Origin of the sequence: Arthrobacter sp. FW306-05-C (assembly GCF_021801725.1) — a bacterium.
In the GTDB taxonomy this organism is placed as follows: domain Bacteria; phylum Actinomycetota; class Actinomycetes; order Actinomycetales; family Micrococcaceae; genus Arthrobacter.
Genome location: NZ_CP084556.1, coordinates 3,374,371 through 3,395,108, shown reverse-complemented (window position 1 = coordinate 3,395,108; position 20,738 = coordinate 3,374,371). Strand labels below are relative to the sequence as shown.

Below are 20,738 nucleotides of genomic sequence, written 5' to 3'. Positions count from 1 at the left end.
GACATGACGGCAACGGGAACCACGGAAAGCGCAGGGCTGGCGTGGAAGCAGCGCATGCTTGAGGAGTTGGCAAGGGGTGGCGACCTGCTGTGCCTGGATGTTTTGGGACAGCAGTTCGTGGTCCGCTGGGGCTCTGTAGTCACTTGGCAGCAGCGGGCCAGTATGAGCTCGGCGTGGGCTCGCTGCGTCAGCAGCCATGAACCTTTGCTGCCGCCCGTGCCCGCGGAACCGCTGCCCGGCGAGTCGTTCACGGCCTCGGTCACCTGCACGTCCACGAAACATAGCGAGGGCACCTTCCAGCTCGCGGCAGCTTCCTTTGAGGAACTGGCTGAGAACCTCACGTCCCGGCTCACGGTAGCTGCCATCCTGGCCAACGCCGGTGAGCTGACCATGCTCCACGCGTGTGGGGTGGCGGATCCAGCTACCGGGGCAGTGGTCGCGCTGGTGGCCAAGTCGGGAACGGGAAAGACCACGGCCGCCTCCGTGCTCGCCAGGACCTATGGCTATGTCACGGATGAAACGGTGGCCATTGCCTGGGACGGTTCGGTGGTTCCTTATCCCAAGCCCCTGTCCGTCAAACAGGAGGCCGGCACCTCGAAGCGCCAGGCGTCCCCGGATGAGTTTGGGCTGCAGCCGGCTCCGGCGTTGCCCTACATCCAGTCGATCGTGCTCCTGAACCGTGTCGAGGGGGCCCGGCACATGGCCCCGGCGCTGGAGAGGGTACCGCTGGCAGATGCCGTGTTGGCGCTGGTCCCGGAGTCTTCTTCGCAGGCAGAAGTCGTGGATCCGCTGCAGTCACTCTGTCGCCTCATCGAGAGCGTCGGGGGAGTGTGGCAGGTGACATATTCCGAAGCCGCAGACCTCCCGTCCGCGTTGGAACCTCTGTTCCGTCTGCAGCCGGCTACCCAGACAGAGTGGGCGCCTGCAGGAGCAAAAAGTGTCCAAGAGCCACAGATCCCGGTCGGCTGCATCCAGCGCACCACTCCAAAGGATGCGGTCGCTATCGCCGGGGACCTTCTGATCATGCTGGACAACCAGATAGTGCGCCTAAGCGGCATCGGCCCAGCAGTCTGGGAAGCCTGCGCCAATCCCGTCAGCCTGGACGGGATAACGAAATACGTCGGCAGCGTGCATGGCAAACCCGAAGGTTATCGGGAGGCCGTCGCCGGAGCCGTAGACCAGCTCGTCGCCAAGTCGATTCTGGAACGCGCCAGCAACTGAACTTACCCGCATCCCTGCATACAAGAACTTGAGTTTAAGGAACCATCGTGAGCACAGCAGCAGCCCCGGCGGAGACGCCCCCTGGCTTGGACCTGGCAGACTACCTGAACGTTCTCCGAACGTACTGGAAGGCCATTGTCGCAATCACACTGCTGGCCACCACGGCCGCCGCAGGATGGACGCTTCTCCAACCAAAGGTCTATTCCTCCGATTCCAGCGGCATAGTGGTCACTCCCGGCTCGGACAACGTTAGCCTGGCCTTGGCCGGTGACAGCTTGGCCAAGGCCAAAGTCAAGGACTACGAGTCTGTGGCCAAGTCGCGGCTCGTCGCGGACCGCGTCATCCACGCCCTGGATCTGAAGACGAGTGCCGACGCCCTGCTCGGGAGCATCAGCATCAAAGTCCCTCTCGACACGGCCCAGATCACTGTCACCGCAAAGTCGCCTGATCCAGCAACCGCCCAGCGCGTAGCCGACGCCTGGGTCAACGGCCTCGCTGACCAGGTGGAAGCCATCGAGACGGCACCCTCCAACGACACCGCGTCCAACCCGGCAATCGCCGGCGCCGGGCCGTCTGCGAACGCAACCACGGCCGTCCGTGTACTCCCGCTGGGCAAGGCCGTCCTCCCCAGCAGCCCAACCTCACCCAACACAAAGCTCAACCTCGCCCTGGGTGCTCTCGTCGGACTGGCCCTCGGCGTGGCCTACGCCCTCATCCGCCGCCACCTGGACCGTCGCATCCGCCGGGCTGCAGACATCGAACGGCTGTTCGGCGTGCCCGTGATCGGCACCCTCCCCGTGGACCACCGCCTGGATGGGAAGAGCACCATTGTGGACGCCGGCACCGCCGAACATCTGCATGATGCCGGCGGGGCCATGGCCGAGGCCCTCCGCGAGCTGCGCACCAACCTCAGCTTTCTGGACGTGGACCAGCCGCCGCGGGTCATCGTGGTCACCAGTTCACTCCAGGCAGAGGGCAAGTCGACCGTCACAGCCAATCTTGCGGTCACCATGGCGGCAGCGGGTGAAAACGTGGTGGTGGTCGACGGCGATCTCCGCCGGCCTACGTTGGTGGACGTCTTTAATCTTGTTCCGGGTGTGGGGGTCACCGATGTGCTCACCGGCACGGCGGATTTGGCTGATGTCCTTCAGCCCTGGGGTGCCTTGCCGAACCTTTCAGTTCTGGGGTCGGGGCGTATCCCGCCCAACCCCAGTGAGTTGCTTGGGTCGCGGGCCATGAAGAACATGCTGGCGGCTTTGGCGAAGGATGCAGTGGTCCTCATCGACGCGCCGCCGCTTCTTCCCGTGACGGATGCTGCTGTCCTCTCCCGGGCTGCCGATGGCGCAATCCTCGTCATCCGGACCGGCAAGACCACCCAGGAGCAGCTGGACCTGTCCCTGGGAAACCTCGAGAAGGTCAAGGGGCGGGTTCTGGGCGCCGTCCTCAACTATGTTCCTAGCAAGGGACGGGATGCCTATTCCTACTACGGAACGTACACGGCTGCGTCCACCCCGCCCGCGGAGACGGCTTCCGCTCACGGCCGGGATGAAGAGGACACTCTGGGAGCGCTGGAAGCCGCGGCGGGTGGCCGCAGAGCCAGGGGCTAGAGTCCTGTGACCCACGCTTCCCGTAAAACGCAGCTCGAGATCCCGGAGGGTGTGCTCCTGGGTCATGCCCTCGTGGCGCGCCTGGCAAATGGCCTCGGCATCAGGGCCTTCTTCATCAAGGGGCCTGCAAGCGTCCTTCAGGGGCTTCGTGAAGCCAAACTGTCGACCGATGTTGACGCCTTCGTCGATCCCGTCAGGCTTGAGGAAGTGCTGGAGCGACTCCGTGAACGGGGTTGGCGTGAACGGCCTGTGGACCCGGACAGCAGGACGTTCCCCAAGCACTCCGTCACGGTCCACCATCCGGAGTGGCCCTGCTGTATCGACATCCATTTCCGCTTTCCCGGTATGGAAAAACCCGCGCACGACTGCTTCGAAAGCTTGTGGGCGAACACTGAGACCATCTCACTTGCCGGCCAGCGGTTAAGGGTTCCCGCCAAGGAACTTGGCGTTTTGTTTTTGGCTCTGCATGCCCTGCGTTCTCCCACTCTGCCTGCTTGCCAACAGGAGTTGGACTACCTTGCTGACCTCATGCGCAGGGAGGACATGTCCGAGGCGCTCCTGGAACTCGCTGGAGCAACAGGATCGCTGGCAGCCATTCAACCCTTCCTGGAAGGGCTTCTTCCCCCGACGACCAGCGTTGTCTGGCCGGAGCCCTCCATGGAGTGGCGCAACCGCGTGGCAGCCCAAGAACCTGGCAGCGCACGCCTCGCCGCTATCCTTCAGGCCACGTGGAAAGAGAAACCAAGAATGCTGCGGCGAGCGCTCTTCCCACCGCCGGAGGTCTTCCTCAGCGGGAACATCTATGCGGACATGTCGCTGGTTGGACAACTCAGGCAGCATCGTGCCCGGTGGGGCCGGTTTATGCGTGCTCTGCCTCGTCTAGTTCGGGGCCTCTGCAGACTCTGATCGAGCGGTGAAGTCCTTCTGAAATCCGCATCCAATTGCCGTTTGGCCCACCAAATTTGTTAAGGTTCAGCTATGACTAAGGGGAAAGCAATTACCAAAGCCGTCATTCCTGCTGCCGGATTGGGAACACGCTTCCTGCCCGCCACCAAGGCAATGCCGAAGGAAATGCTGCCGGTGGTTGACCGCCCGGCCATCCAGTATGTGGTGGAGGAAGCGATCGATGCGGGCCTCTCGGACCTGTTGATGATCACGGGCCGCAACAAGCGAGCCCTGGAGGACCACTTCGACCGCGAGCCGGGCCTGGAAGCTGCTTTGGAGGCCAAGGGGGACAAGGACAAGCTGGGCTTGGTGGAGTACGCCTCCAACCTGGGCCCCATCCACTACGTCCGCCAAGGCGAGGCCAAGGGCCTGGGCCACGCAGTGCTGTGCGCGCAGCAGCACGTGGGTGACGAGCCGTTCGCCGTGCTTCTGGGTGACGACCTCATCGACGAGGCAGAGAACCTACTGAGCACCATGATGGAGGTGCAGCAGAAGACTGGCGGTTCCGTGATTGCACTGATCGAGGTTGATCCGTCACAGATCAGCGCTTACGGCTGCGCTGACGTCACTGCTGTGGAAGGCGAGGACTACGTCCGCGTCAACAGCCTGGTGGAGAAGCCGGCTGCAGCTGACGCACCGTCCAACCTGGCGGTCATCGGCCGCTACGTGCTCCATCACAACGTGTTCAGCGTCCTGGAGCACACGGAGCCTGGCCGCGGCAACGAGATCCAGCTGACAGACGCTCTGCAGACGCTTGCCGCCGGCGAAGGCGAAGGCTCCGGCGTGTACGGTGTGGTCTTCAAGGGCCGCCGCTACGACACCGGGGACAAGCTGAGCTACCTGAAGGCCGTCATCACCCTCGCGTCCGAGCGAGTGGAGTTCGGCGAGGACCTGAAGACCTGGATGAAAAGCTTTGTAGGCTAAAAGCAGCTTTTAGCACTTCTGGGAGGCCTGCTGCCGAAAGGTGGTAGGCCTCCCTTTTTTCGTGGCCCAGGCGGCCAGCAGCGCCCCGATGACAGCACCTGACGTGTTGGTCAAGATATCTGATGGGCTTGCAAAGCGATCGTCCAGAAATAGGAGCTGTCCCAGCTCGATGCAGCCGGAAATCAGCATGCCGAAACCGCCGATTTGCCACCAGCGTTTTGGTAAAAATGCCAGTGCGGCCACAAATCCGACGGGCATGAAAAGGACGACGTTGGCGGACGCTTCGACCAAACCGTAGTTGAACCAGCGGGGAATCCCGTGGCGGTGAAGGAAGGCGAGGACGGCTGCGAGCTGTCCGGAAACTGGTTTGTCGACGGGCGATGGCCAAAAAGCGATGAACGCCAGGGGAATTGCCATAGCCACGAGGATTAGCTGCCACAGTCGCTGATGGTAAACGAACCTCAAGTCGGCCTCAGGTGGTCCGTAGCAGGGCGAATACTGCAGTTCCGAGTGCAGTCACAGCCAGAAGCACAAGAAGTGCGTAGCGCATCCCATGTAGCTGGGGGAGCGGCGTCGAGAAATCGTACACCCGTGGTTCTTTGCGCCAATGTCTCCCCATAGATCAAATAGATACCACATAGCCGCTCCTGTTGGGTGGGTGTAGGGAAGGGGGCTTCAAGAACCCTCGAAGCCATGCGACGTTAAAAGCAAGAGATGGGCCACCTCCTTGCGGAGTCGACCCATCTTTCCCGGCTTATCTGACCGGCTGTTGCTAGGCAGAAGCCTCCGACTTGTTTCGACGAACCAGGATCACGCCCGCTGCGCCCAAGCCGAGAGCACCAACGCCCGCTGCACCCCACAAAAGCAGGCTGGCATCGGCACCTGTGCTTGCCAATCCACTGCCAGTGTTTGCAAGTGGAGCGCCAGCAGCATCGCCTCCGGTATTGGCCAGGGAAGCTGCTACCGTGACGGTGACTGGGCCAACTGTGATACCCGAGGTATTACCTGTTGCGGTAAGCGTGTAGGTTCCAGCTTCGCTGATGGCAATAGGAAGGGCGAAGGCACCCTGCGCGTCGGCGCTGGTCGTCAGAGTCTGCGCTTCGGCGACGACTCCGATGCGCGTAGCGACCGCTCGGCTACCCGCTATGTTGGCACCGTTGGATGCGGGGGCCTGTCCCGGGGTAACGCGGATGGTGAGCGTTTCGCCCGCCAAGAATCCCTGGCCGCGGAAGATGAAGGTTTCACCAGGGCCGACATAGCTGTCCGAGACAGCGGCCTGAGGTGGAAGGGGTGGGTAGGTAGCCGCCAAGGCCGGCGCTGACCCGATCAGTGCAATGGATCCAGCAAGAGCGAGTGCGGCAAATGTTTTTTTCATTGAAGTCCCCCCGGAGACGTTATTTTCATGTAATCCGTTTTGAGGATGCTTCCTCACTGTAAGAGACCTTTACAGAGTTACGGACATATCCCAAAAAACACGCTACCACCGCGTGAAGCCTGTGGGCAACGTCTGTCAAGTTCTTTACAGAAGATCCTAATCGCCGCAGGAAGCTCTCACCGTGGGAAGAAGAACTTCTTTGACATCTTGGAGAGTTGGGGTGACAACGACTTCCGGCTCTGCATGCTGGACCACATTCACGAATGTCATCTCGATTTCCGAAGTCTGGCCTGGTTCCAGACGTGTGGTCACGATGCCAACTGGACGATCGTAGTGGACATACGACCCAAAACTAACCTTCGCATTGTCCTCAAGAGCGGCATCCAGATGCGATAAGGATGGGCCGTAGACCGTGACGTTGGTTTGAATAGTGCCACGGGGTGTCCCGAATCGGCCGTCTCCAGTTACGGCCACTGGCAGTGCGCTTGCTGCGTCTTCTCCCGCCGTATTCGTCATACTCACTATGACCTTGTATTCGGCATAGTCACTACCGGTGCAGACAGACTCAAGGCGCACAGTTTTCCTCACGTAGTAATCCATCTTTGCGCCAGTCCCGTCGTTGAAGTAGACACCGAAGGAAGCGCCGCCAACTGTGGGACCGGAAACTGCTCCTCCCACCAAGGTTCTTTCCAACACATCCTGTTCTTCTTCCTTGGTACTCCAAACGAGGAGTCTGTGTTCCTCAACGCTCGTTGTCAAAGCACCAAGTAGTTGGTCCGGTGAGATCTTTCCTGACCCAAGAAGATTGAAAACTTCTTTCGAAACGGAGGCAAAGTAGGCATCCTGCAACTCGTTGGATTGCGTGGCGGAGTAGATATCCGACAAAAGAGCCTTCACAACGTTGCCCTCAGTCAAGATGCCGGGGACTCGTTGGCCCAATTCGGGACTGAGGTCAGGTATTGCCATCGGACCGGATGCCTTCAGAATGTGTGACAGCACTACAGGGTCGAGTGCAATTACGCCATCTATCTGTGTCCCATGCCGGGTTTCCCACATGGCCTTTGCCGCCTTCGCGGCTGTCGGAAAGTCGGGGGTCAAGTTGACGTCGCTGATGTAGCTGCCCAAGCGTTTACTGTAGATTGCGGTTTGGGCAGGGTCCACCGCTACTGCTGGGGAAAACTTTCCAAGCGCCGCCCCACTCGACTGCGCATCCAAGCTCATGGTTCCGTTTTCAATCCGCAGCACAGCCAGAGCCCCTGGAAGCCCCCCGGTGGCCCGGACTTCCGCATTGTTTTGAATCAGCACCAGATAGTGTCGGGTGCCCTCCGTCCCCATCATCTTTGGAAGGAGCGCCGACGCATCCGCAGCGACGCTGAGTGACTCCCTGAGGCTACTCAAAGAGCTTTTCGCGGTAGCGAGGGGCTGTGCCACCTCAGGTAAGAGGCCACCATCTTCGATACTGGACAGACGTTGGTATGTCAGATCGACAGTATTAGCCGCTGAAACGATGCTCGGAGAGGATGCCCTAAGCGGCTCCAGGTCAAACTTCCCCTGAACGGGTTTCAGGGCCTTCCAGTCGAGGGCACCATAAACGGACAGCAGCGGTTGGGCGGCCCCGACTACGACGTCATCGGCGGACAGCACCAGCTCCGAGACCGTAGAGAAGTTCTTCCCTACTCCGGGAACCGAGCCTGCTGCCTTCCACACCGGGTCCGTCGCAGAACTTCGAGCTCTCTGAATATGGGCTTGAATGTCGGTCAATGCAGAGCGAGCCGCCGCTTCATCATGAGCAAGGAGCTTCTTTTCGAATTCAGGGAGAACGTTATTGACAGCGGCTAGTTCCCCTCTTATATCCATAGCGCGGTAGAAAAGCCAGCCTCCGACAGCCGCAACGACCAGTAGAAGTCCAGCGAATATTCCTGCGATTCGAAGCAGAAAAAGACGGGCATGTCCCTTGGGGCTCCCTCGAGTACGTCGGGCCCTCGAGGATGTTGATTCAGGAAGTCCGCCCACTTGTGCCTGTGGGTTTCGTCGCCTGTCAGCTGGCATTATGTCCCTGTCCTCGGCCGCCGATGAAGCGAGTCTCTTCTCGTGGGCTTCCATGGAGAATTTCATCCGTGAAGACGTCATGGGAGTCCTCTGCACGCCCGTGATGGAGGTCTACCGGCGGCTTTACTGGGAGCTTGCCCGAGGTGCTGTAGCTGTAGGAGGCATAGGCATAGGCATCGGGGCCCTTGACGGGCAAGCGGTTCAGGACAACACCTAGGACGTCGGCCTGCACCATCTCAAGCGCTGCCAGGGATTTCTCCAGATCACCGGTTCGAACCTTTTGAGTGCCGACAACTACCACCACTCCACCCACTTGTTGTGCCAGAACCGCGGCGTCAGTGACAGGGAGTAGCGGTGGTGCATCGATAACCACAGCGTCAAAGACACTTTCTAGCCTGATAATCAGTTGCCTCATCTTCTCGGAGCCGAGTAATTCGCTGGGGTTTGGCGGTACCTGTCCGGACGCGAGGACGTAAAGTTGGCCATCGCCCCAGGGTTGCAGAAGGTCGTTGACATCCGCTTTACCAATGAGCGCTGTCGTTAGCCCTGCATTTCTCTCCAGCCCGAGGTAATCGGCGATCATGGGCCTCCGCAGGTCTGCATCCACCAAAGCAACAGATTGTCCTGCTTGAGCCATGGCAATTGCGAGGTTCGTGGCAGTAGTGCTCTTTCCTTCGCCGGGAACCGATGAGGTTACGAGGAGAGTTTTGGATTCATGACTTACATGGGCGAACTGAAGGTTCGTCCTCAGTTGACGGAAGGACTCAGCGCGGGGGCTCTGGTGAGCCGCCTGTGTGAGCAGTGGTTTCTTTATGGCGTCCGTATCGAAGCTGATGCCACCTAGCACGGCAGAACTGGTTACCCTCCGGAGATCTGCCTCGCCACGAATTCGAGTATCAAGAAGCGCCCGGAGCACGGCAAGCCCGATGCCGGCAGCCAACCCCGCGAGGAGACCCAGGAGCAAGTTCATTTGAACGTTTGGCGAGTAGGGCGAGGACGGTGCCGTTGCGGGGGCGACTATAGAAAGCTTGACTGGCGAATTGCCCCCGTTGGAGGGCTTTTCCAAATCGTTAACGGCGGCAATCAAGCTGCGGCTGACGGATTGGGCTATCGCCGCCGCTTGGACGGGCGATTCGTTTTGAACCGAAATGCTAATAAGAACAGTATTGGTATCTGACGTTGCTACAATTTTTTGCGCCAAGGATTGCGGGGTTGTCTTCAGGTCCAGGCTGTCAATCACTGGTTGGAGTACTGTCGGGGTCGTGACTGTCTTCACATATGACTGAACCCTCGCCTGGCTGAAGACGTTGCCCTGCTGAAGCTCGGAGACCGAACCCGAATTCTGTAGCGCAACGAAGAGCTTTGTCTCGGACCTGTAGCTCGGCTTCATAAGCAAGGACACCACACCCGCTCCCAAGATGCCGATGAGCGCACACGCAACGACTAAAATCCAGTTTCGCCGGACGATGCGCAAGTAATCCTTAAGCTCCAAAACCGAGCCCCTTCCAGGTGAAGTTCGCGGGGAAAATTTCCCTCATCGTACCGGTTCCACAACTAGAAACCGGACCGGGGGCAGTTATACGGGCAAGTGGACCACCCGCACGTAGCACTATCTTTCAAGGCGCGTCAGCACCGTAACGGAGCGCACAAATTTGCTTGACTGAATGCTTTCGTCCGTAACTACGTCGCGGAGGTGCTTTAATATCAAGGATCGATGGGCCCGTCTGTATTCTAATGTCGGGTCTGCTCGAAGGGATGAGGTGAGAATCATCTCGCGCGCAGTCAATTTGTGGGGGAACAAGTCAAGTGGGATCAACAGAGGTGCGCCAGCGCGCCGGCGATGACCGGGCTGCCAAGTGGGCATATCGCGTCGTTCAGTACTCGATCGACGCAGAGGCGTGGATCCTCGCCGTTGCATTCGCTGTCCTCTTCCGATTCGACTTTGAAGCGGAGCGGGTGAATTGGTTCTCCGTAGGCATCCTGGTTTTGCTAGCCGTCAGTCTTCAGGCTGCAGTAGGTTGGTCTCTTGCCCTTTACCGGGGACGGCATCAGCATGGGGCATTCGATGAAGCGCAAACGCTTCTGTTCACGGTGGTCATCGTTGCTTCAGCGTTATTCGGGGTCAATCTCTTCTTCCTTAGTGCCAACGGTTTGCCTCGCAGCACGGCCCTGGTGGCGCTACCCCTTGCGTTCGTCTTGATGGGCGGGAGCCGATATATGCGGAGGCTCTTTACCGAGCGGAGAGTCCGTCCGCTGGATTCAGCGGAGCGTGTGCTGATATACGGAGCAGGCCAGACCGGGGCATATCTCCTACGGAGAATGCTCGGTGATCCCGCTTCTCTGTACCGCCCAGTGGGACTTGTCGACGATGATCCTGGAAAACGGAACAGGCGGCTTTCAAATGTGGCGGTCATGGGGACGGGGGCAGAGCTAGAAGCAGTGGCGAAAAGAACCGCAGCAACAGCGGTTGTCCTATGTGTGGCACGGGCGGACGCAGATTTCATCCGCAAGACGTCGGATGCAGCGGACAAAGCAGGAATTCGGCTGATGGTAATGCCTCTTCTCTCAGACATCTTAGAGGAGGGCATGCGGCTTGGAGACCTGAGGGATGTGGCTATCGAGGACATTATTGGGCGAAGGCCGGTGGATACTGAGATAGCATCCATAGCTGAATATGTTGCTGGCAGGCGCGTCCTTGTCACAGGTGCCGGCGGTTCCATTGGCTCTGAGTTGTGCCGCCAACTCTCAAAGTATGCCCCTCGGGAGCTCATCATGTTGGATCGTGATGAAACCGGCCTCCACGGCGTTCAGATGATGCTCTCCGGACATGGACTGCTGAACAGCAGTGACGTGGTCTTAGCGGACATACGAGACCAGGAAGCAGTTCGCGCGATCTTCGACAACAGGAAGCCCCAAGTGGTATTCCACGCGGCAGCACTTAAGCACCTGCCAATGTTGGAACAGTATCCTCGAGAAGCTTGGAAGAGCAACGTTCTCGGAACGCTCAACGTCCTGAAGGCCTCCGGGCAAATTGGAGTTGAGACGTTTATCAATATTTCGACGGATAAGGCGGCAAATCCTACCAGCGTCCTGGGGCATTCGAAGCGGCTTGCAGAAAGACTTACCGCTTGGGCGGCCGAGAGAACCGGGCAATCTTACCTGTCGGTCCGTTTTGGTAACGTGATCGGAAGCCGCGGCTCTATGCTCCCGGCATTTATTGCACAGATCGAGGCCGGCGGGCCGGTAACGGTGACGGATCCTGAGGTCACGAGATACTTCATGACGATCCCAGAAGCCTGCCAGTTGGTGATCCAAGCCGGTGCGATCGGTCGACCCGGGGAAGCGCTGATCCTGGACATGGGGCAGCCCGTGAAAATACTCGATGTTGCAAAACGAATGATTTCCATGTCCGGCAGGGCGATCGACATTGTATTCACAGGTCTTCGGCCCGGCGAAAAGCTGCATGAAGAGCTATTCGGCCAAGAGGAACGCGGCGAGCGCCCCTATCACGACAAGGTGACGCACACCGCTGTCCCACCGTTGGACCCTGCGGATCTGGACTACCACCGTTGGGAAGAATCCTGCAGTAGGGTCCCAGCCGCACCCAAGCCTTACCTTGCTACGTCAATAGGCAGCAGCAATGACTGACCGGATCTATATGTCGGCTCCCGACGTGGGCGAGCTCGAGGAAAAATACATTCTGGAGGCGCTCCACTCGGGATGGATAGCCCCCCTGGGCCCGGACGTCGATCGCTTTGAGCAGGAAATGTCGCAGCGTATAGGTCGAAATTACGCAGTTGCACTGAGCTCCGGAACCGCGGCCCTCCACCTCGCTCTTCTAGCCTCGGGCGTAGGGCCAGGCGATGTCGTCTTGACGTCCACCATGACGTTTGCCGCAACCGCCAACGCAGTCACTTACACAGGGGCAGAGCCGTTCTTCATTGATTCTCTGCCGGAGTCGGGCAATATGGACCCGAGCCTACTGGAAGGCGCCCTGCGGACACTGACCGCCGCCGGTGAACGGGTCGGAGCGATTGTCCCCGTCGACCTTCTAGGAAAAGCCGTTGATTACACAACTATCAGTGAAATTGCTGCCCAGTATGGTGTCCCGCTGATAGCGGACGCGGCGGAGTCGCTTGGCGCCGTGCACGCCGGCAAGCCTGCTGGTGCTTGGGGGGACGCCGCCGTTTTCTCCTTCAACGGCAACAAGATCATGACCACCTCAGGCGGCGGTATGCTGCTCACTGATGACGGACAGCTGGCTTCCCGAGTCCGGTACTTGGCGACGCAGGCCCGACAGCCCGTTGTTCATTACGAGCATGCCGACATTGGCTATAACTACAGGCTGAGCAACCTGTTGGCCGCCCTAGGGCGAGCTCAACTACTCCGGCTTGACGAAATGATCGCAAGCCGCCGGGCCCATCGGCAGTACTACAAGAGGCTGTTCAGTGGTGTCCCTGGCGTATCGGTCTTCGGCGGTGAAACGGATGACGACGACAACTGTTGGCTAACGTCCATACTTGTCGATGAAGAAGTTGCAGGCTTCAGCCGCACCGAACTTAGCTCCGCACTGAGTCTTGAAAACATTGAGAACCGGCCGCTGTGGAAGCCTATGCATCTGCAGCCGGTGTTCCGACAGGCGCGGCGTCTTGTGGATGGGACATCAGAGCGGCTTTTTGCCACGGGCCTAACGTTGCCCAGTGGATCTGCGATGTCGTTGTCCTCGCTTCAACTAGTGGAATCGACCGTATTGGAATTTCTGGGGAGCACAGTATGAGTCTTACTCCGTGTAGCTGTGCGGTCTTTATTGGGAAAGGGAACATCTGATGGTAGATACGGCGAGTGGTTACGAGGGGAAGCGCATCCTCGTAACAGGCGGTACAGGATCCTTCGGTCACATCGTGACCAAAAAGCTGCTGTCGAGGGGTGTCGAGGAGATCCGCATTCTTAGCCGCGATGAAGCCAAACAGGATCTAATGCGCCATGAGATGGGTGACGCCCGCCTGCGCTTCTACGTGGGTGACATCCGTGACTATCAGAGCGTCGAGCGAGCAGTTCGGGACGTTGACTTTGTGTTTCATGCGGCAGCCCTCAAGCAAGTGCCGTCCTGCGAGTTTTTTCCGGTAGAAGCGATGAAGACGAACATCGTTGGCAGTGAGAACGTCGTTCGCGCCTCGGACCAGGCGGGCGTGAAGTCGGTCGTTTGCCTTAGTACCGACAAAGCAGTTTACCCAGTGAACGCTATGGGCATGAGCAAAGCGATGATGGAGAAGGTTGCCCAGTCACATGGCCTGAACAACCCAAATGCTGAAACCACCGTCTCCTGTGTGCGTTATGGCAACGTCATGTACTCACGGGGATCAGTCATACCCCTCTTCATCAATCAAATCAAGGCAGGCAAGGATCTCACAGTAACAAACCCCGACATGACCCGGTTCATGATGTCCCTCGCCGATTCAGTGGACTTGGTGGAATTCGCCTTCCACAACGCTCATCAAGGAGACCTCTTCATTCGGAAAGCGCGAGCATGCACGGTCGGAGACCTCGCTCAGGCAACTGTTAACCTTTTCCGGTCGCGCTCCAACATCAATGTCATCGGCACCAGGCACGCGGAGAAATTGTCTGAGGCCCTTGCTACCCGCGAGGAACTTTCACGCGCACAGGATATGGGCGAGTACTTTCGTATTCAGGCGGATAAACGGGACTTGAACTACAGCATCTACTTTGAACAAGGGGACCCTGTCCAGGCCAGATACTCCGATTACGACTCACATACGGTCGAACGGATGACAGTCGCTGAGGTTGAAGACCTCCTGCTTACGCTCCCAGAAGTGCGGCAAGAGCTTGTGTCCGCCGGACTTGCAGCGGACAAAGACCTCATTCGCGAATGAGTGAAGTCGCGCTGACAGGCGCTAACGGGTTTGTAGGTTGGCATACGCGGGCTGCTCTCTATGGCGTGCAGCCAAGTCGAACGTTTTCTTTGGGAGATGGTTTCCATGTTGATACCGCGTCTTCCGCAATAAACGGTGCTCACCGACTAGTGCATATTGCCGGAGTGAATCGCGGAACCGATGAAGAAGTTCGCGAGGGCAATCTACTCTTCGCGAAGCAGGTCGCAGAGGCATTGACCAGAAGTGAGAACCCGCCGCCAACCGTTGTCTTTGCCAATTCAACGCAGTCAGGGAATGGGAGCGTCTACGGCGAAGCCAAACGCAAAGCCTCTGACATTTTGCGGGGAGCAACCGAGAAGGCCGGGGTGCAGTTTGAGGATGTACTTCTGCCCAACTTGTTTGGCGAACATGGGCGGCCGTTTTACAACGCCGTCACCGCCACGTTCAGCCACCTTCTGTCGCAAGGGGAGGCACCGACGGTAGAGCACGACAAGGAGCTCTGTCTGCTCCATGTGCAGGATGCCGCTGACATTCTCGTTGGAGCCGTTACTCCTGGTGAATCCGAATCTCTTCATGTCCGTGAGTCGGTAACGGGCTTGTTGAAGCGCCTGACCGCGATTGCCAAAGCATACGGCCGAGGTGACATCCCCGATATTCGGAGCAAATTCGATCGGGACCTTTTCAATACTTACCGCTCCTATACATTTCCGCAGCAAGCTCCGCTTTCCCTGCAACGCCATGCCGATGCCCGTGGGTCTTTTTTTGAAATTTTGAGGACTCATGGTGGGACAGGACAGTCGTCGTTCTCCACAACGGAACCTGGCATTAGCCGCGGAGATCATTTCCACCGGCGGAAGATCGAGCGGTTCACCGTGCTCGCCGGCACGGCAACTATTTCCCTTCGCAAAATGTTTACAAATGAGGCCCACGAGTTCCGTGTAACTGGAGAGTCTCCAGTCGCTGTAGACATGCCTACGATGTGGACACACAAAATCACCAACACCGGAAACGACACACTCTACACGTCCTTTTGGACTAACGAAATTTACGATCCATCAGCACCTGACACTATTCCGGAGCCCGTGTAAGCAATGATCAAAAAATTGAAGGTACTGACAGTCGTTGGGACCAGACCAGAAATTATTCGTTTAGCAGCAACCATCAAGCGGCTGGATAAGTACATGGACCATGTGCTGGTACACACGGGCCAAAATTATGATTACGAACTAAACGAGGTTTTTTTCGAAAACCTCGGCCTTCGTCGCCCTGATCATTTTCTGGAAGCAGATACGAGTTCGCTTGGTTCGATTTTGGGAACCATCCTCACAAAAATGGAATCAGTGCTTGCTGAAGAAAAACCTGACGCCATGCTTGTCCTGGGTGATACCAACAGTTGCATTTCTGCCCTGATGGCTCGCAGAATGAAGATCCCCGTTTATCACATGGAAGCCGGCAACCGTTGTTTCGATGAGAATGTTCCAGAGGAAGTCAACCGCCGCCTCGTGGATCATGTGGCTGACTACAACCTTGTCTACACTGAGCACGCCCGACGCAACCTTCTGGCCGAAGGAATCCATCCTTCGCGAATCATGCTCAGTGGTTCGCCGATGCGAGAAGTGCTCGATGCCAACGCCACCCAAATCGCCGCCAGTGATGTGCTGGAACGTCAAAACCTCTCCCATGGAGGATATTTCCTCGTAAGCCTCCATCGTGAAGAGAATGTCGACAGCGTCCCTCGACTTACATCGGTTCTGGACGCTCTGAATCAACTAGCCAAGGCATACGATTTGCCAGTGCTGGTGTCGACCCATCCACGCACTCGTAAGCGACTGGATGAGTTGCCGGAAGAACCGAGGGGTTCTCTCACATTTCATCCCCCCTTCGGATTCCACGATTACGTAGCGCTCCAGCAAGGGGCAAAGCTCGTATTATCCGACAGTGGAACGATCAGCGAGGAGTCGTCCATTCTGGGCTTCCCGGCCGTGACTCTTCGGGATTTCATCGAGCGTCCTGAATCGATGGATACGGGTGGCATAATCACCGTGGGCATCTCGGCCGACTCAATCACGGATGGTGTCCGCATAGCTTTGGAGGAGTTTGGTTCTGCTGGTTCGGCAACTTTACCTGCGGAATACCAGGTATCAGATACTTCTCGACGCGTCGTGAGTTTTATACGCTCCACGGCGCATAGTCATGGCCAGCGAACCGGTATCAGAAGGCCAGAAGCTAATTGAACTCAGAACTTCGTGCATACAACCGGAAGAAAATGAAATGATCATCAAGGATCAGAAAGTTGTCATCGTTGGACAAGGCTATGTAGGCCTTCCAGTTGCGATGAGAGCGGTCGAAGTCGGCTACACAGTTGTCGGTGTGGATTTGGACAAAAACCGCATCGACTCACTCAACGCACGTGAGTCATACGTCGATGACATCTCAAACGCGCAATTACGCTCTGCCCTAGACTCCCGTCGGTATTGCGCAACGACGGACTACGCCGAGACCTACGGCTTCGATGTTGCCGTCATCACTGTACCCACGCCGCTCCGAGAGAGTCTTCCGGACCTTTCCTTCATTGAGGAGTCAGCGCGCTCATTAGCCGTCAACCTTACGCCAGGAGCTGTGGTTGTTCTCGAGTCCACGACTTACCCGGGAACCACAGAAGAACTTTTGGTGCCCATTTTGGAGGAGGGGTCTGGACTCAAGGCAGGCGCAGACTTTCATGTGGGATACAGCCCGGAGCGTATCGATCCTGGAAACAAATCTTGGGGCTTCGTGGAGACGCCCAAAGTGGTTTCTGGGGTTAATGCGGCATCCCTCGACCATGTTCAGCGCTTTTATGACGACTTGGTGAACCAGACTGTGCCGGTCAGTTCGCCGAAAGAAGCCGAACTCACGAAGCTCCTTGAAAACACGTTCCGGCACGTCAACATCGCATTAGTTAATGAACTTGCGATTTTTGCCAATCAGCTTGGTGTTAATGTCTGGGAGTCCATTGAGGCGGCAAGCACGAAACCTTTTGGGTTCATGAAATTCACCCCCGGGCCTGGTGTCGGAGGGCATTGCCTGCCTGTGGACCCGAGCTACTTGTCGTGGCAGGTTCGGCGCAAGCTGGGTCAGAACTTCCGGTTCGTCGAGCTAGCCAATGACATAAATGACAATATGCCTAGCTACGTGGTGCAGCGAGTGGTGGAATTGCTCAACAATGAGAGCAAGGCTGTGAAGGGTTCGGCTGTGCTTCTGCTGGGGCTGGCCTACAAGAAAAATACCGGTGACATTCGCGAGGCGCCTTCCGTTCGTGTGGCGGAGCTCCTGCGTGGGATGGGGGCTGAGATATCTGCCGTTGACAGTCACGTTGAGCCCCACCGCTGGCCGGCCGGGATTACTCAAACCGTGTGGTCAGCAGGGGCCGTTGACCAAGCAGACATCATCGTCCTCCTTACCGACCACGATGACATCTCTTATGACGTCGTGAATAGGGAGGGCGCGCTCGTGTTGGACACCAAGAACAGGTTGACCGGCAGCAAGGTGCACGCGCTGTAAGCGCGCCCCTCAAAGCGGTCAAGTACCCGGTCGCGTATTCGATCTAGGAGACTAAATATGGACATCTTGATAACGGGCGGGTGCGGGTTCATCGGCACCAACTTGGTGAATCATCTTATGACGCAGCCCGAAGTGGAGCGCGTGCGAACGTTGGATAACTACGTGACGGGCCGTCGTCGTGAGGTTCCGCATGAGCGCGTCCAGGAAATAGAGGGAGACCTTCGCAATTACGATGACGTGTTGCGGGCCACCGAGGGAGTCGACGCCGTCGTTCATCTTGGCGCCCTTCCGTCAGTTCCACGGTCAATCAAGGACCCCTTTTCCACCAACGCAGTGAACGTCGATGGGACACTGCACGTGCTCGAGGCGGCGCGCGTAACGGGAGTTCAGCACGTGAGCGTTGCTTCCTCATCGTCGGTATATGGTGCCAACCCTGCGCTACCGAAGACCGAATCGCTTTCTACTTTGCCGCTTAGTCCCTACGCCGTAACGAAATTGGCTACTGAGGCGTACACAAACGCCTACTCAACCAGCTACGGCCTCAACACCATTGCCTTCCGGTTTTTCAACGTTTTCGGACCGCTGCAGCGAGCGGACCATGTGTACGCGGCCGTAATTCCAAAGTTCCTGCTAGCCCTCAAGAACAACAAACCATTGACCGTCTTTGGCGATGGCGAGCAGTCGCGGGACTTTACCTCAATCCACGCCGTTACTGACGCCCTCACCAAATCTGCACTACGTACAGTAACCTGCGAGACGCCGGTGAACCTCGCATTCGGCACGCGTACCTCACTCAACGGGCTGATCGCTCTTCTGCAGGAACTGCACAGTAGCCCAATCGAAGTCGAGTACGTGGAACGCCGCCAGGGCGACGTGAAGCATTCGCAAGCCTCGTCCGAACTACTCAGTTCATTGTTGCCGGAAGTTGTGCAGCCGGATTTCGTCCACGCGCTTAAGGAAGTGTATGACTGGTACATGGGGTTATGAGTAGACGAAGCAATGAACGTCTATAAAAAACGCCCTTCTGAGCAAGAGCTGGGACAACCCAGAGCGATAGCTGAGTGCGTGGTTAGACATAGTGAAGCCTTGCCGGCCGTCTTAGTCTCTGGTACTTGTGAGCTCTTGCGCGTGGCCCCCTCGAAGGGGCCACGCTGGCCAGCTGGGTCAACACATGTGCCTCTTTGCGATGTAGAGGAGGGACGATCATGGCCCACATTCGGACAAGCCAACTTCGGTTAGGCGTTGCAACTTCGGCAATAAGCCGAGGAGTGGCAATGCTTTCTCCTTTTGTGACTGTGCCGGTTTCCCTGCAGTATCTGGGGGCAAGCCTCTATGGGGCGTGGGCCGCAGCATTGTCACTTACAGCAGTCGCGGTGTTTGCGGATCTAGGCATTGGCGCGGGACTCATGACCAGACTTGCCAAAGCCATGGCAGAAGATGACACTTCAAGGGCACGACGTCTGATATCCACCGCATATCTAGCGCTTTCGCTTGCGGTGGTAATTTGCTTGATCTCGCTCTGGGTATCGTCGCTGTCTGTTGACTGGGCTGCCGTAGTTGGACGTTCATCCAGTGCTAACGACCCTGAGGTGGAATCACTAACGTTACTGACATTGAGTGCCTTTATTCTGAACATTGTCGGTTCACTCATAATTCGTGTTCAGTATGCAATGCAGCAAGTCGGCCGGTCGAATATGTGGCAAGGAGCGGCGAGCGTTATAGGTATAGCGGCAGTCTTAGTAGCGGCACGTGTCGCCGCGGGCAGCGAGTTTTTTATCGCCCTAGCGTCTTTCTCTCCCGTTTGCGTCTCCCTCGTCAACACTATACTTTTCTTCACAGGACGCCACGGCAGGTCAATATCACCCCGGCTAAGTCAATTCAGTTGGAATGATTTGAAGGATTTAGCTGCAATTGGGGCCCGGTTTCTGCTCATAACGGTGCTAATGGCAGCGACGCTTTCGTCTGACAATTGGATCATCGCTCAGACCGTCTCTTTATCTGAAGTTACCAATTTTGCGATACCCGCAAGAATCTTTGCCATGTTTGGCGTGATTACGGCAATACTTACCACCCCGCTTTGGCCCCTGAATGCCGCGGCTCTCCAGAATGGTGACACCGCCTGGGTGCGGGCTATAACGCGAAAAATGGTTATTATCACCTCGCTCTCAGTGGGAGGGTTGGCGGGAATCGGGATTCTTCTTGGGAAGCAAGCGATAGGCTGGTGGCTGGGCTCTGCCATCGTACCAAGCAGTACACTTCTGTGCGGCCTGGGGCTCATGGTTTTCGTCCAAGCCGTTGTGGCGCCTCTCTTCATGGTTCAAAATGGAGGAGGGGTGCTGATGGCCCAGACTGTTGGTTACAGTCTTTTCCTAATCGTTGTTCCCCTTAAATGGTTCATCGCAACTCATATCGGTACTATGTGGATCCCTTTCGCGGGAGCTACTTTATACTGTGTCTTGGTCTGGCCTGCGGCCTTCATTGGTTACAGACAGACGTTACTGCGTGCTTCGAAAGATCACCCTCGGCAAATGGTGGAGACCCAATGAACTGTGTTCGTGTGCTTTATCTGGGTGCCAAGCCGATTGGATCGAGGGACGCAACTGGGCAGACTCTAAGTAGCATATACGCGGGCCTGCCTCCGGAGTCGATACTGCAACTGGTAGACAACCCTGGTCTACATGACCACCCGAGCATTGTTCCCTTACCCAAAACGGTCGCTCCGGTATCTGGCGCTATCCATTGGACCTTGGCACGGTTGCGAGCCTCGAGCCTTCCAGCCCCGGGACTAGCTGCTGATGGACTGAATGCAGCAGTCCGCCGTGAACAGGTCCCAGCCGGTGGACGCCTGAGGCGTGAAGCTAAAGCGGCTTCGGACCTTAGTCCCGTGAGGCTGCCGACCGATACCATTAGGGCCGTCTCAGAGTTCCGCCCAACCGTAATTCATTCCCTGTTGGGAAGTTGCAGAATGATGCTTTTGGCGCTCGAACTCTCCAAACGATTTGACGTTCCAATAGTCCCGCACTTCATGGACGACTGGATCCTGTCGCTTTATCCCAATCGTGAACTCTGTGGCTTGGCGCACAAGAGATCATTGCAACTTTTACACCGGGTGTTGGATCGGAGTCCCCTGTGCTTGACTATCGGCTCCGCCATGGCCTCTGATTTTAGTAGCCGAATGGGGATGGA

Annotated in this window: 16 protein-coding genes; 12 read left to right on the top strand and 4 right to left on the bottom strand. The window is 57.4% G+C overall.

What is annotated here, in order from left to right; translation table 11 throughout:
* The first annotated feature begins 3 nt into the window (after nucleotides 1-3).
* The 4 genes from LFT44_RS15735 to galU all read left to right on the top strand — a co-directional run bounded on the left by LFT44_RS15735 (nucleotide 4) and on the right by galU (nucleotide 4,697).
* On the top strand, nucleotides 4-1,221 hold the full coding sequence (locus LFT44_RS15735; RefSeq protein ID WP_236799363.1) for a hypothetical protein: 1,218 nt from the start codon (nucleotides 4-6) through the stop codon (nucleotides 1,219-1,221).
* A gap of 47 nt (nucleotides 1,222-1,268) precedes the next feature.
* Nucleotides 1,269-2,828 (top strand): polysaccharide biosynthesis tyrosine autokinase, encoded by a 1,560-nt coding sequence (locus tag LFT44_RS15730; RefSeq protein ID WP_236799362.1) that lies wholly within the window; start codon nucleotides 1,269-1,271, stop codon nucleotides 2,826-2,828.
* A 6-nt stretch (nucleotides 2,829-2,834) separates the two neighbouring features.
* Complete coding sequence (locus tag LFT44_RS15725) at nucleotides 2,835-3,734, top strand: nucleotidyltransferase family protein (RefSeq protein ID WP_236799361.1); 900 nt, start codon at nucleotides 2,835-2,837, stop codon at nucleotides 3,732-3,734.
* A gap of 72 nt (nucleotides 3,735-3,806) precedes the next feature.
* The gene (galU, locus tag LFT44_RS15720; RefSeq protein ID WP_236799360.1) at nucleotides 3,807-4,697 is read left to right on the top strand and encodes a UTP--glucose-1-phosphate uridylyltransferase GalU; all 891 of its coding nucleotides are present in this window, start codon (nucleotides 3,807-3,809) and stop codon (nucleotides 4,695-4,697) included.
* Between the two features lie 9 nt (nucleotides 4,698-4,706).
* Here galU and LFT44_RS15715 read toward each other — a convergent pair whose 3' ends face one another.
* From LFT44_RS15715 to LFT44_RS15700, 4 genes are all read right to left on the bottom strand, one after another.
* Nucleotides 4,707-5,114 carry a VanZ family protein gene (locus LFT44_RS15715; RefSeq protein WP_236799359.1) on the bottom strand — a complete coding sequence of 136 codons (408 nt, stop codon included), beginning with the start codon at nucleotides 5,112-5,114 and terminating at the stop codon, nucleotides 4,707-4,709.
* Between the two features lie 355 nt (nucleotides 5,115-5,469).
* Nucleotides 5,470-6,072, bottom strand: coding sequence for an LPXTG cell wall anchor domain-containing protein (locus LFT44_RS15710; protein ID WP_236802919.1), 603 nt, complete (start codon nucleotides 6,070-6,072; stop codon nucleotides 5,470-5,472).
* 156 nt (nucleotides 6,073-6,228) lie between these two features.
* The gene (locus tag LFT44_RS15705; RefSeq protein WP_236799358.1) at nucleotides 6,229-8,175 is read right to left on the bottom strand and encodes a DUF4012 domain-containing protein; all 1,947 of its coding nucleotides are present in this window, start codon (nucleotides 8,173-8,175) and stop codon (nucleotides 6,229-6,231) included.
* Complete coding sequence (locus tag LFT44_RS15700; RefSeq protein ID WP_236799357.1) at nucleotides 8,111-9,613, bottom strand: polysaccharide biosynthesis tyrosine autokinase; 1,503 nt, start codon at nucleotides 9,611-9,613, stop codon at nucleotides 8,111-8,113. The genes LFT44_RS15705 and LFT44_RS15700 overlap by 65 nt, the downstream gene beginning before the upstream one ends.
* 314 nt (nucleotides 9,614-9,927) lie before the next feature.
* On the opposite strand from LFT44_RS15700, the gene LFT44_RS15695 reads away from it, so the two are divergent.
* The 8 genes from LFT44_RS15695 to LFT44_RS15660 all read left to right on the top strand — a co-directional run bounded on the left by LFT44_RS15695 (nucleotide 9,928) and on the right by LFT44_RS15660 (nucleotide 20,098).
* Entirely contained in the window at nucleotides 9,928-11,769 is a 1,842-nt protein-coding gene (locus LFT44_RS15695) for a polysaccharide biosynthesis protein (protein ID WP_236799356.1), read from the top strand.
* The gene (locus LFT44_RS15690) at nucleotides 11,762-12,898 is read left to right on the top strand and encodes a DegT/DnrJ/EryC1/StrS family aminotransferase (protein WP_236799355.1); all 1,137 of its coding nucleotides are present in this window, start codon (nucleotides 11,762-11,764) and stop codon (nucleotides 12,896-12,898) included. Before LFT44_RS15695 ends, LFT44_RS15690 begins: the two co-directional genes overlap by 8 nt.
* Nucleotides 12,899-12,947: 49 nt before the next feature.
* Nucleotides 12,948-14,012, top strand: coding sequence for a polysaccharide biosynthesis protein (locus LFT44_RS15685; RefSeq protein WP_236799353.1), 1,065 nt, complete (start codon nucleotides 12,948-12,950; stop codon nucleotides 14,010-14,012).
* Nucleotides 14,009-15,100, top strand: a complete 1,092-nt coding sequence (locus LFT44_RS15680) for a polysaccharide biosynthesis C-terminal domain-containing protein (RefSeq protein WP_236799352.1) — start codon at nucleotides 14,009-14,011, stop codon at nucleotides 15,098-15,100. Before LFT44_RS15685 ends, LFT44_RS15680 begins: the two co-directional genes overlap by 4 nt.
* Nucleotides 15,101-15,103: 3 nt before the next feature.
* Entirely contained in the window at nucleotides 15,104-16,246 is a 1,143-nt protein-coding gene (wecB, locus tag LFT44_RS15675; RefSeq protein WP_272910860.1) for a non-hydrolyzing UDP-N-acetylglucosamine 2-epimerase, read from the top strand.
* Nucleotides 16,206-17,552, top strand: a complete 1,347-nt coding sequence (locus tag LFT44_RS15670) for a nucleotide sugar dehydrogenase (protein WP_236799350.1) — start codon at nucleotides 16,206-16,208, stop codon at nucleotides 17,550-17,552. Before wecB ends, LFT44_RS15670 begins: the two co-directional genes overlap by 41 nt.
* Nucleotides 17,553-17,609: 57 nt before the next feature.
* A complete protein-coding gene (locus LFT44_RS15665) occupies nucleotides 17,610-18,539 on the top strand; it encodes an NAD-dependent epimerase/dehydratase family protein (protein WP_236799349.1) in 930 nt (309 codons plus the stop codon).
* A gap of 287 nt (nucleotides 18,540-18,826) precedes the next feature.
* On the top strand, nucleotides 18,827-20,098 hold the full coding sequence (locus tag LFT44_RS15660) for a hypothetical protein (RefSeq protein WP_236799347.1): 1,272 nt from the start codon (nucleotides 18,827-18,829) through the stop codon (nucleotides 20,096-20,098).
* Nucleotides 20,099-20,738: the final 640 nt, after the last annotated feature.